Origin of the sequence: Comamonas sp. CMM02, assembly GCF_014851485.1 — a bacterium.
GTDB lineage: Bacteria > Pseudomonadota > Gammaproteobacteria > Burkholderiales > Burkholderiaceae_C > Comamonas > Comamonas avium.
The window spans coordinates 833178-845129 of the sequence record NZ_JACUZW010000001.1; the positions used below are offsets into that span (position 1 = coordinate 833178).

An 11952-nucleotide genomic window follows, 5' to 3' on the forward strand; every position below is an offset into this window, starting at 1 on the left:
CCGCTTTGGCCTTTGAGGAGACCGCGATGAACGCACCCGATTCCATCTTTACCCCCGCTGCTGGCAATGCACCAGATGCCACTCGTTTTGCGCAGCTGCTGGCCCAGTCGCGGCAGCCTTTTCCTGCATCCACCAAAAGCTATCTCAGCGGCGCATTGCACCCTGAGCTGCGCGTGCCGGTGCGTGATATTGCACTGACTAACGGCGAGCAGGTCAGTGTCTATGACACATCCGGCCCTTACACCGATCCTCAGGCGCAGATCGACGTGCGCCAAGGGCTGGCCAGCGTGCGCGGTGCATGGATTGAGGCGCGGGGCGACAGCGAGTTCTACGTGGGGCGCCCGCGCATGGCGCTCGATGATGGTGGCAAGCGCGGGGAAGAAGACAACCGCGTCGCGCAACTGCGCGCAGAAGCCGCCGCACTGCAGCGCCAGCCGCGCCGCGCTAAATCTGGCCAGAACGTGACCCAGATGCACTACGCCAAGCGCGGCATCATCACGCCGGAGATGGAATATGTGGCGCTGCGTGAAAACGGTCGCCGCGAGTGGATGCAGCAATACCAGCAAGACACCGCACGTGAAGCGCGTCTGGCCGGTAACAGTCTGGGCGCCTCCATTCCAAAAATCATCACCCCTGAGTTTGTGCGTGACGAAGTGGCCCGTGGCCGCGCCATCATTCCGGCAAACATCAACCACCCCGAAATTGAACCCATGGCGATTGGCCGCAATTTCAAGGTCAAGATCAACGCCAACATCGGCAACTCTGCCGTGACGTCCAGCATCGAAGAAGAAGTGGAAAAGCTGGTCTGGGCCATTCGCTGGGGTGCGGACAACGTGATGGATCTGTCCACCGGCAAGAACATTCACACCACGCGTGACTGGATCGTGCGCAACTCGCCTGTGCCAATTGGCACGGTGCCGATTTACCAGGCACTGGAAAAGGTGGGCGGCATTGCCGAAGACCTGACCTGGCCTATCTTTCGCGACACACTGATTGAGCAGGCCGAGCAGGGGGTGGACTATTTCACCATCCACGCGGGTGTGCGTCTGGCCTATATCCACCTCACGGCGCAGCGCCGTACGGGCATTGTCTCGCGTGGCGGCTCCATCATGGCCAAGTGGTGCATGGCACACCACCGCGAGAGCTTCCTGTACGAGCACTTTGAAGACATCTGCGACATCATGAAGCAGTACGACGTGAGCTTCTCGCTGGGCGATGGTCTGCGTCCCGGCTGCGCATCTGATGCCAACGATGAAGCACAGTTTGCTGAACTGGCTACGCTGGGCGAGCTGACGCAAGTGGCCTGGAAGCACGATGTGCAAACCATGATCGAAGGCCCCGGGCATGTGCCTTTGCACATGATTCAGGCCAACATGACCGAGCAGCTCAAAACTTGCCACGAAGCGCCGTTTTACACACTGGGCCCGCTGACCATCGACATTGCTCCCGGTTACGACCACATTGCATCGGCCATTGGCGCGGCCATGATTGGCTGGATGGGAACGGCCATGCTGTGCTACGTAACGCCCAAGGAACATCTGGGCTTGCCCGATCGTGATGACGTCAAGCAAGGCATCATTGCGTACAAGATTGCGGCGCACGCCGCTGATGTGGCCAAGGGCCATCCGGGTGCACGTTCACGCGATGATGCACTGAGCCAGGCGCGCTTTGACTTCCGCTGGGAAGATCAATTCAACCTGGGCCTGGACCCTGACACGGCCCGCGCCTTTCACGACGAAACCCTGCCCAAGGACAGCGCCAAAGTGGCTCACTTTTGTTCTATGTGCGGCCCCAAATTCTGCTCCATGAAAATCACGCAGGAAGTGCGTGAATTCGCAGCCGCCAAGGGGCTGGCTGAGGGACAGGGCATTGCAGCTGGCATGCAGGCCAAAGCAGAGGAATTTAACCGCACGGGTGGGCAGCTCTACATTCCATTGACCAAAGTGCAGGCATAAGCCGCATGTAGCGGATGACTGACCCAGGTGGCTGGGCGTCCGCTTTGAAAGCACTGAGACATCCACGAAGCGCGACTGAAATGGCTGCTGCCATCAGCAGTGCGCGCTTCGTGGCTCTCGGTGCTTTTGCAGTTTGGAGAGGGCGTTTCTTTAGGGCTTAGAGGCTGGCGCTGATGGCTTGGGCGAGCGCCAGCAAGTCGCGGTCAGCACCTCGCTTGCCAACGACCATCAGGCCCACTGGCAACTCGCCTTGAGAGCGGGGCAATGGGATAGAAGCTGCAGGCAGGTCGTAGAAGTTGAAGACGGACGGGTTGCGCAGAACCAGCATGTTGGTGCGATTGAACTCTGCCGCGTCGTCCAGGCTTTGAATCGTCGGAGCAACGACTGGAACTGTTGGCAGCAGCAGTACATCGAAGTCTGCGATGGCCGCATCGAGCTGCGGCTGCAACTTGGCACGCGCTTGCTGCACGGAAACGTAGTGTGAAGCTGCAACCGTTTGCCCACGGGTAATACGTGCTTTGACCAGCTCGTCCAGCTGATCGTCTGTGCCATTGGCAAACAGCTCCTGGTGGATCTGAGCCGCCTCACAGGCAATCAAGGTGCCGTTCTCCTGGAGCTTGAATGGCGCGCCAAGCAGGTGGTCCAGATCCGCGTCCACGGCTTTGATGCCGCTGGCTGTCAACTGCCCCAACGCTGATTCAAACGCTTTAAGCACTTGCTCATCCGCATGCGTAAAGAGCAGGCCACGAGGGATGCCTACACGCAGGCCATCAACGCTTCGCACAATCAATGGCTCCCATTTCTGGCCAGCCAGTACGGCATCGGTCTTGGCGCAGTCAAGCACATCATTGGCCAATGGGCCAACGGTGTCCAGCGAGTACGACAGGGGCAATGCCCCTTCGCGTGTCACCCGCGCCTGCGTGGGCTTGAAGCCGGTGACGCCGTTCAGCGCTGAGGGAATGCGGATGGAGCCTCCGGTGTCGGAGCCAATGGCAATCTCGCACATGCCGCGTGCCACAGCAACACCCGCACCAGAAGACGAGCCTCCGGGGATGCGGCTTGCATCCTTGGCATTGCCAGGCGTGCCGTAGTGCGGATTGATGCCGATGCCCGAGAAGGCGAACTCGGTCATGTTGGTTTTGCCAATGATCACAGCGCCTGCACAGCGCAGGCGCTGCACGATGACCGCGTCTTGCTGGGCCGGTGGTGCTGTGCGCAGCACCTTGGAGCCAGCGGTAGTGGGCTCGCCAGCCACATCAAACAGGTCTTTGATCGACACGATACGGCCATCGATAGGGCTCAAAGAGATGCCAGCTGCGGCACGGGCGTCGGCTGCTGCAGCCTCTGCCCTTGCGGATGCGGTGTAAACCTTGACGAAGATGCGAGCACCTTCATCACCAGCAGCGGCAATGGCTTGCAGCGCTGCTTCGGTTCGTTGAACACAATGTTTGGACATGGCTGCAATCTTTATCAGGCAACTTCGGGAAGGATTTCAATTTCGTAGCGGTGGTGCAGCGAACGGTTTAACACCGGATCGTGCAGCTCCATCTCGAACACTGTCGATGGGCGAATGCCACCGATAGCGCCAACGGTGCCACAGGTCATCACAGTGCCTTGCGCAAATGTACCGTCGTAGCCGCTGATCAGATCGCGCGGTGTGCGCAGGGTAGACATGGGGCCATCCTGGTACTGCTTGCGCTCACCATTTTCAGTGATCCAGGAGCGCAGGATCAAGGAGTCGATGTGCTCTTCCACATCAGCGTACAGCCAAGCGTCTTTGGCCGCTGGCTTGGCGCACACCTGTTTGGACAAGGCCACGCTGTAAGCCTCCAGCTTGCGGTCTGTATGGTCAGAGGCAATGCTCAGGCACAGCTGACCTTCGGCTTCAAACACCAGTGCTTCGATTTCACCGGATGAGTGCGGGCCCACGACCTGCACCACAGGCTCTTGCGTGAACTGGTTTGCACCAATGCGGTAGTACAGGGGAACGCTGGTTGGGCGCGGCACGCCAATGGCGGCCAGCTCTTCGATGTGGTGCTCAATGGCGGCAATGTCACGGCCAGCCCAGCCCGCAACGATCAGGTGGTTCAGTTCAACTTCCACGGCACGGGTCTGCCCTTTGGATTCGATGTTGAAGGTAGCTTGCATTTGTATTTCCAATGATTTCAAAAACAGTTAGCCGAAGGTGGTGGGCATCCACATGGCAATGGCCGGGAAGAGGGCCAGCAGCAGCAGCATCACGAACATGGCTGCGACAAAGGGCAGTGAACCCACGATCACATCGTTCATGGAGCCAGACTTGCGCAAGCTCTGCACGACGAAGAGGTTCATGCCCACAGGTGGGGTGATCAAGGCGGCTTCAACCAAAATGATGATCATGATTCCAAGCCATACGGGGTCGTAGCCCAGACCGATCATCACGGGGGCCACGATGGGGATCGTGGTGATCATCATGGACAGCGTTTCCATGAAGCAGCCCAGCACCAGATAGAAGATCACCAGGACCAGCAACATCCAGCCTGCAGACAGACCCAGGCCACCGATGAAGTCAGTAATCGCATTGGTCAAACCCGTTGCCGACATCACGAAGTTCAAGAAGGCCGCGGCGATCACGATCAGCATGATCATTGCGGTGGACTTCATGGTGCCTTCGACAGCTTCGCGCAGCATGTTCAAAGACAGGCGGCGGTAGAACGCCGCCAGCACCAGCGCACCGAACACGCCCAGCGCAGCAGCCTCTGTAGGGGTTGCCAGACCTGCGTAGATCGATCCCACCACCAAAAAGAAGATGCCCAGCGGAGGCAGCAGGTTCACCAGGCTGCGAAAACGCTCACCCCAGCTGGCGTGGATCTTCTTGCCACCCCATTGAGGCTTGAGAACGCAGGCGATGATGATCGTCAGGATGAACAGCCCCGCCAGCATGAAGCCGGGGATGATGCCGGCCAGATACAGCTTGGGCACGGAAGAGTTCGTGAGAACGCCGTACAGCACCAGATTGATCGACGGCGGAATCAAGATGCCCAAGGTGCCACCAGCAGCCAGGCTGCCCAGAAACAGGGATTCCTTGTAGCCGTGCTTCTTGATCTGTGGAATAGCCACAGTGCCTACGGTGGCAGAAGTGGCCACGCTGGAGCCGGAAGTGGCCGAGAACAGCGTGGACGCACCAATGTTGGCGTGCATCAAGCCTCCGGGCAGCCACGACAGCCACAGGCTCATGGACTGGTACATCTTCTCTGCCAGGCCGGCGCGCAGCAGCACCTCGCCCAGCAAGATGAACAAAGGAATGGCGACCAGCAGGAACTCGTTGTTGGAGTTCCATGAAATTTCGCCAAGTGCTCGCGTCAGCGGAAGCTCAGAAAACATGGGGTCCAGGGTCAGGCCCAGAACGCCAAGGGCGGCGCCAACCGGGATACTCAACCCGATAAGCACCAGCAAAATGGTCATTGCGGTTGCAATCATGCTTTCACCTGCTCTCTCTCGGACTGGATCAAACGCTCGCCGTTGGCGGCCTCTTCTTGCGCTTCTTCTTGTGCGGAGCGAACACCGCACAACAGCTGCAATGCACCGATGTCACCAGTCACCAGCAGGTAAGACGATCGGGCAAGCATCAAGGTCATCACGATGCACATCCAGGCCAGACCGATGAACCACATGCCCTGTGGAATCCAAAGCGGCGTTGCCATGGTGGAGTTGGCCGTGGAGCTTTGTATCCATGAAGCGGCCAGCACGTCCCAGGCGTAGTAGGTCAGAAAGACCATGAAAACGCCCAGAGCCACGACAGAAAGCCAGTCCAGAAACGCAGCCAGCTTGAGGGGCAGTTTCTGGTAGAGCACGTCCACACGCACATTGGCGCGCTGGAGGGTGGCAAAGGCCAGTGCCCAGCTGGTGCTGATGGCAAAAGCAAAGCTTGAAAGTTCATCGGCACCACCGGTGGTGAAGTTCCAGAACTTGCGGGCGACAACGTCAAAGCAGATAAGCAAGACGCTGGCAATGAGAAGAGATCCTGCTGCCCAGACCGCGTACTGTGAGAGTACGTTGGCCAAGCGAAGCGGAGCCCACTGTTTTTGTGCAGCTAAGTTCATGACTCGTCCCTTTAAAGCTTGGCGGACGAATCCGCCAATTTCATGCTGTTTAAAGAAGAATTACTTCTTTGCTGTCAGGCCCACGACCTTGCCGATCGTTGCGTTGAAATCACCCACGCATTGCGCGTTGCAGCGAGCAGCCCACTTGGTCAGAACCTTCTCTTCAAAGATCTGCTTCAGCGCGGCCTTGTCAGCTTCGGTCGGCTGGACCAGAACCATCTTGCCCTTCACGGCTTCCTTGCAAGCAGCTGCGCCTGTGTTGCAGTCGTAGCCTTCCTGGGTCTGTTTTGCCGCGCCAGCCCAGATGTCATTGACCAGGGTCTTGTACTTGTCCGCGATCAGCGCCTGAACACCGGGGTTGAGCTTGTCCCAGGATTTCTTGTTCACTGCGTGAATCTGCTGGTTCCAGTTGATGGGCAGTGCGTACAGGTGGGTAGAGACCTCGTACCACTTGGCGGAGTAGCCAGACAGCGAGCCAGTGATCGCGCAGTCCACCACCTTGTTTTGCAGCGCAGGCACTACCTCGCCGAAAGCCATGGTCACGCTGTGACCGCCCAGAGCCTCCACAAACTCAGCCTGAGTGCGGCTGGAAGTGCGCACCTTCTTGCCCTTCAGGGAAGACAGATCTTTGATATCGGCGTTACAGAACAGCACCTGTGCGGGGTAGGTGGACATGCCCAGCACCTTGATGCCCTGGTTGCCATAGAACTTTTCGTAGGCAGGCTGGAATGCATCTGTCACTGCGCGCGCGGTCTTTACATCGGTGGCCAGACCTGCGAGGTCGATGGCCTCATTGATGGGGTTGTCGGCTGCGAAGTAGGCCAGCGTTGAAGTGCCAAACTCGATCACGCCGGAGCTCATCAAGCGAATGACTTCAGGCCCCTTCAGGCCCATGTCATTGAAACCCTTGATGTCGGCAGTTACCTTGCCGCCCGAGGCTTCGGGGATGGTCTTGGTCCAGAAAGGCTTCTCAAAATCGTTGTACAGAGTCAGATTGCTCAGAGCCCCAACGACTTTCACCTTGGTTGCAGGCAGATCAGCTGACTGTGCTGCAGGAGTGAAAGATGCAATGGCAAGCGCAAAAACAGAGAGAGCACGTTTCATGATGATGTCCTTTCAGAAAGCCTGAGGCCAGGATGAGCACAAATGGTGCGGTGATGCACCAATCTGCAATTACTGTGAAATTTCACTGCAACTTTAGAAGAAGAACTCTTTCAGTTGTAAGAGGGTTTTCCCTTCTTTCTGAAATTGTTGTGAAATTTCACAATAGCGACAATGCTGCTAAAGCGAGAAACATGCCAGTCAGAAATTTTTATAAGATTGCTGCAAGCTGAATGGAACAACGGAGATACGTGTGATACCCCGACAAGTCAATAAAAGAGGTTCAGCTGTTTCGCAAAATGAGCAGGCCTATGAGCTTTTGCATGGGCGTTTAACTACCCTTGTGTACAAACCGGGTGAGTACCTGAATACTGCCGTTTTGATGAGCGATCTGGACATGGGCAGAACACCCATCAACCATGCGCTGCATCGACTTGGCAACGAAGGGCTGATACAGATCATTCCCCGCAAGGGCGTGATGGTCTCGCCTCTGTCGATTGATGACGCGCTGCACATGATTGATGTGCGTCTTGTCAATGAAAAACTGTGCCTGAAACTGGCGGCAAAGAACATCACCAAGGCAGAGATTGAGCAGCTGCGTTCCATCAATTTGGCGTACAACAAGGCCGTGGCCAATCGCGCTGTGGCTGAGGTGATGAGCCTGGATGGCATGTTCCATGAAGTGCTGGCCACTGCATCTCGCAATCCTGTGCTTATCGATGTCTTGCGTGTGCTGCATGCCCGTTCACAGCGTTTCTGGGCAATTTCTCTTTCCAGCAGCGGGCATATGAATGAAGTTCAAGATGAGCATGAGCTGGTTGTGGATGCGCTGGAGCAAGGGGATGCCGAGTCTGCGCAGCAAGCAATTTCTGACCATGTGCTGTCGTTCAGGAATGCGCTGATCAATGCCCGGTCCTGATGGGGTGTGTGCGTTGTTGTGGCATCAATCAGTCCAAGCCACAGTGCCGGCTTGTGTGAAGCGGTTAATGCAACAGCGCCCGGTGGTGATGGATGTGAAACTGACATGGAGACAACGGATCACTCCATGCGATTCCTGACTGCTTCCGGCTCTTTTTTATTTCGATGGTGATTGCATGCGTGCTGTCTCCATGCATTGCAGTGTGGATAAAGCAGTGTGCTCAACAGGCCATCCTGCTGTCCTGCAAGGCAGCTTATGACCGCATAAAACCGCAGTACCTTCTGTCACTGAGAAGTTGTTCAAGCAGCAAGGCAATGCTCTGATGAGATAAAAAAAGCCAGCTCACTAGGAGCTGGCTTTTTGTTGATTGCTATGGTTTTACAACAATTGCAGGCCATCGGCGATGGTGGTGGACAGCAAGGCAGCGCTGCTGCGCAGTGCCTCGGTTTCGGCGGCATCCAGGGTTGGCATGAACGGGGCAGAGGCTCCGCGTGCGCCGATCAGGTGGGGCAGGGAGACACAGGTGTCGCGCACGCCCAGTAGCTCAGGCATGCAGGTGGACACCGCAAACACCGATTGCTCATCGGCCACGATGGCTTTGACCAGGCGTGCAATACAGCCGCCAATACCGAAGTTGGAGACACCCTTGCCCGCCTTTATGCGGTAGGCCGAGGTGCGTACATCTTCGGCAATTTGCAGTTGCATGGCCGCATCAATCGGGCGGCCCACTTGTGCCGCAAAAGCCGTAACGGGCATGCCAGCGACTTGGGCGCTGCTCCAGTTGGGTACAGACGAGTCGCCATGCTCACCCAGCACATAGGCGTGGATAGAGGGTGGTGCCACGCCCAGGTAATCGGCCAGCCGGTCGCGAAAACGGATCGAGTCCAGCGAGCAGCCGGTGCCAATTGCACGGCCCGGTGGCAGCCCATAGCGGTGCACGGCGATGGCGGGCATTACGTCCACCGGGTTGGTGGCGAACAGCAGCACGGCATCGGGGGCCACTTTCAGAATCTGGCCGATGATGGTGTCCGTCATCTTCAGGTTCTGCTGCAGCAACTCCAGGCGCGTCTGGCCGGGCTTCAGGCTGGCACCCGCAGTAATGACCACCACCGAGGCTCCGGCCAGATCGGCATAGTCGCCTTCGCTGACGCGGGCAGCCGTACCAAAGGCAGCGGCGTGGCCAATGTCAGCCGCCTCGCCGGCAGCGCGGGCAACGTTCTGGTCAACCAAAATGACCTGGCTGATGCCGGGCGTGGCCGACAGCAAATAACCTGCTGCCGCACCCACCTGGCCAGCGCCAATAATGCCAATACGTGCACCCATTTACAGCACTCCCATAGCAGGCCACAGCGTGGCGGACAGCAGCAAAATCAACCCCAGGCCAGCCAGCGTGACCACAATCCCCACCTTGGCGAACTGCGCCGTGTTGAAGGCATTGGTGCCGTAGCACAGCATGTTTTGCGGCGCATTCGTGGGCAGGATGAAGCCGAAGGAAACCACAAAGCTTTGAATCATTACGATGCCGAAAGCTGTTTCAGGGCTGACGGGCAGGGTCTGCGTGAAAGCGATCATGATGGGGATCAAGGTGCTGGCCAGACCGGTTGCCGAAGCAAAGCCCAAGTGCAGCACGATGCTGAACACCGACAGCGCCGCAATCACCGCCACGACAGGCAGCGCAGACAGGCCCATCTGGCCCAGCGTTTGCTGTGCCAGCCATCCAGCCGCACCGGTCTTGGACAGCAAATTGCCCAGCGAGATAGACGCTGCAAACAGCACGATCGTGCCCCAAGGCACCAGCTTTTCAGCCTGCGACCAGTGCATCACGCCAATTTTTGGCATCAGCAACAGAGCGATGCCGATCTGGGTGGTGGTGGTGGTGTCAAAAGGGTGCAGCATGCCTTCGGTGGACCACATCACCAGCAGCAATGCAGCCACGGCGATCAGGCGTTTTTCCACGGCGGTGACCGGGCCCAGCTCGGCCAGTTGCTGGCGCAGCTTGCCAGCCATGTCTTCACCTGCAGGCACCTGGGGGCGCAAAATCCACAGTGCCGCAAAGAACAGCACCACGCACATGCCGATGGTGAAGGGCAGCGCCGTCACAAACCATTGGCCCCATGTGATAGTTCGGCCAAAAGCCTGCTGCATGAAGTCCAGACTGATGATGTTCTGTGCAGCGCCGGTTTTGATGGCCATGTTGAAGATGGAGCAAGCGCTGGCGGTGACGATCATCAGCGTGGCGCCCAGCGAGCTGTTCACAGCCAGCCCCAGAGCGGCAGTAATGCCAATCATGATGGGAATCACTGCACCCACGCGGGCGGTGGCAGATGGGATGAACAAGGCCAGCACAAAGCCAACAATCATGGCCCCCAGTATCAGACGGGCTGGCGATACGCCGATCTTGCTCATCACGATCAGTGCGATGCGTTTGTCCAGCCCAGTGTGCTTGAGCGCTACAGCCAAGAACAGCGCGGCAGCCACGAGCAGTACAGCGGTGGACGAAAAGCCGGTGAGCATGGTGCTCAGCGCAGCCGATGAATTCATCACCTTGCCGCCTTCGGTAAGTGATGTCCCCATCAGCCCCAGCACGGCGGCACCGGTCAATACCACGGCACTGTTGGCGGGTGATACGCATTCGCTGATCCACAGCACCACCACCAGTACCAGCAGGCCCAGAGCCACCTGGCCCGAGTCCGTCAGTCCGGCTGGCTGGGGCAGGGCCAGAACGATGCCGTACAGCACCAGGCCCAGCAGCAGATAGGCTAGCTTTCTATTTGAATCAGGTTCCGGTTTCGATGTGATCGGGCCGGTTTCGGGTGCAGGCATAGATGCCATATGAGTTCCTCGCAAGAGTAAAAACCATCAGATTGGTTGGAACTATGCTAGTTCTTGTGCACAGCCCCATGCTTCAGATAAGAGGTGTTTTTCTATGCAATCTTGATGTGTGTCAAGGGAGTGGGTGGCTTCGCCTGCGCTGCAGCCTTGTGTGCCAGTGCTGGCTGTGCATTGACCCCTGCGACAGCGAGAAATGGCAAGCCAGTTGTGCCTGCAAATCGAAGCCCGCCTGATGAGCAGTCAGGCATGAAGCACCGAAGACCTTGTCACCTGCAAAGCCGTGCACCACATTGTGATTTTTGCGGGGGGGAGGACTTTATCAGCAGTTCCTATTGAGGCCGAGATGCAAAAAAGCCTGAGCGATGAAGCTCAGGCTTTGCATGACTGGTGGCAGGCCCGGTAGATGGGGCAAGCTAGTGGTATGAGATTGAAAAAAGAAATTGAGATACAGCAAGCAGGCATCCCAACAGACAGCTGGCAGGGATCGGTCCAGTGTGGGGCAATCTCAAATATTTGATAGTAGACAGAGCGATAGAGGAAAAAGAAAAAGTGCCTGAAAGGCGCGGCTGTGGCACACGAATTAAGTCTTGAAATCCGCATGGATGCTTGGATCTGTCGTTTGGTAAGTTGAACATACCAACAAAAGTACCAACAAATTTTTTGTTGACCCCTCTCACGTCCAAATCTGGATGGCATTGCTGTGGGTAGTGCGTCCTTGGGCGAACGCGCCAAGCTGCCGGTCAAGCAGTGAGCATGCACAAGAAGCGCGGCAACTGATAGGGCAGCTTGCACCGCCAGCAAGTGCCGCCGCTGGCCGAGCTCAAGAAGGTGCTGCGTACCAGCAAAGCGCGCCGCTTTGTGGACTCCAGCCGCGTCATCAACAGCGCGATCAAGACCCGAAATGCAGGCGATGACCAGGGCAAGGCGGTGCGCTGCTGGGTGTTTGAGTTGGGCGGTTAGACCGCTCTTTTCTGAGCCGACTCCGATCTCATGGCCAGCCCCGGAAACGGGGCTTTTTCATGCCCGCCAACATTGATGAATAAATAAGCATTTAAGCAGAAAA

10 protein-coding genes are annotated in these 11952 nt (G+C 57.5%); 3 read left to right on the plus strand and 7 right to left on the minus strand.

What is annotated here, in order from left to right; translation table 11 throughout:
• The first annotated feature begins 26 nt into the window (after nt 1–26).
• A complete protein-coding gene (gene thiC, locus IB213_RS03840) occupies nt 27–1955 on the plus strand; it encodes a phosphomethylpyrimidine synthase ThiC (protein WP_192405441.1) in 1929 nt (642 codons plus the stop codon).
• A gap of 157 nt (nt 1956–2112) precedes the next feature.
• Here thiC and IB213_RS03845 read toward each other — a convergent pair whose 3' ends face one another.
• The 5 genes from IB213_RS03845 to IB213_RS03865 are packed head-to-tail and all read right to left on the minus strand — an operon-like array spanning nt 2113 to nt 7141.
• A complete protein-coding gene (locus tag IB213_RS03845) occupies nt 2113–3411 on the minus strand; it encodes an amidase (protein WP_192405442.1) in 1299 nt (432 codons plus the stop codon).
• Between the two features lie 14 nt (nt 3412–3425).
• Nucleotides 3426–4103 carry a DUF2848 domain-containing protein gene (locus IB213_RS03850; RefSeq protein ID WP_191723523.1) on the minus strand — a complete coding sequence of 226 codons (678 nt, stop codon included), beginning with the start codon at nt 4101–4103 and terminating at the stop codon, nt 3426–3428.
• Nucleotides 4104–4130: 27 nt separating this feature from the next.
• Complete coding sequence (locus IB213_RS03855; protein ID WP_192405443.1) at nt 4131–5414, minus strand: TRAP transporter large permease; 1284 nt, start codon at nt 5412–5414, stop codon at nt 4131–4133.
• Entirely contained in the window at nt 5411–6037 is a 627-nt protein-coding gene (locus IB213_RS03860) for a TRAP transporter small permease subunit (protein WP_192405444.1), read from the minus strand. Before IB213_RS03860 ends, IB213_RS03855 begins: the two co-directional genes overlap by 4 nt.
• Nucleotides 6038–6097: 60 nt before the next feature.
• A complete protein-coding gene (locus IB213_RS03865; RefSeq protein ID WP_192405445.1) occupies nt 6098–7141 on the minus strand; it encodes a TRAP transporter substrate-binding protein in 1044 nt (347 codons plus the stop codon).
• A 250-nt stretch (nt 7142–7391) separates the two neighbouring features.
• Here IB213_RS03865 and IB213_RS03870 point away from each other — a divergent pair, with 250 nt between their 5' ends.
• Complete coding sequence (locus tag IB213_RS03870; protein WP_318244916.1) at nt 7392–8057, plus strand: GntR family transcriptional regulator; 666 nt, start codon at nt 7392–7394, stop codon at nt 8055–8057.
• Between the two features lie 378 nt (nt 8058–8435).
• Here the strand turns inward: IB213_RS03870 and IB213_RS03875 are convergent, their stop codons facing one another.
• Nucleotides 8436–9380, minus strand: coding sequence for an L-lactate dehydrogenase (locus IB213_RS03875; RefSeq protein WP_191723527.1), 945 nt, complete (start codon nt 9378–9380; stop codon nt 8436–8438).
• Nucleotides 9381–10889 (minus strand): DASS family sodium-coupled anion symporter, encoded by a 1509-nt coding sequence (locus IB213_RS03880; RefSeq protein ID WP_192405446.1) that lies wholly within the window; start codon nt 10887–10889, stop codon nt 9381–9383. It lies immediately after the preceding gene.
• A gap of 786 nt (nt 10890–11675) precedes the next feature.
• On the opposite strand from IB213_RS03880, the gene IB213_RS03885 reads away from it, so the two are divergent.
• A complete protein-coding gene (locus IB213_RS03885; protein WP_192405447.1) occupies nt 11676–11849 on the plus strand; it encodes a hypothetical protein in 174 nt (57 codons plus the stop codon).
• Nucleotides 11850–11952: the final 103 nt, after the last annotated feature.

Coding starts and splice junctions, on each gene's coding strand:
- IB213_RS03880 (WP_192405446.1), bottom strand. CDS start 10,889: ATGGCATCTATGCCTGCACCCGAAACCGGCCCGATCACATCGAAACCG.
- thiC (WP_192405441.1), top strand. CDS start 27: ATGAACGCACCCGATTCCATCTTTACCCCCGCTGCTGGCAATGCACCA.
- IB213_RS03875 (WP_191723527.1), bottom strand. CDS start 9,380: ATGGGTGCACGTATTGGCATTATTGGCGCTGGCCAGGTGGGTGCGGCA.
- IB213_RS03860 (WP_192405444.1), bottom strand. CDS start 6,037: ATGAACTTAGCTGCACAAAAACAGTGGGCTCCGCTTCGCTTGGCCAAC.
- IB213_RS03845 (WP_192405442.1), bottom strand. CDS start 3,411: ATGTCCAAACATTGTGTTCAACGAACCGAAGCAGCGCTGCAAGCCATT.
- IB213_RS03865 (WP_192405445.1), bottom strand. CDS start 7,141: ATGAAACGTGCTCTCTCTGTTTTTGCGCTTGCCATTGCATCTTTCACT.
- IB213_RS03850 (WP_191723523.1), bottom strand. CDS start 4,103: ATGCAAGCTACCTTCAACATCGAATCCAAAGGGCAGACCCGTGCCGTG.
- IB213_RS03855 (WP_192405443.1), bottom strand. CDS start 5,414: ATGATTGCAACCGCAATGACCATTTTGCTGGTGCTTATCGGGTTGAGT.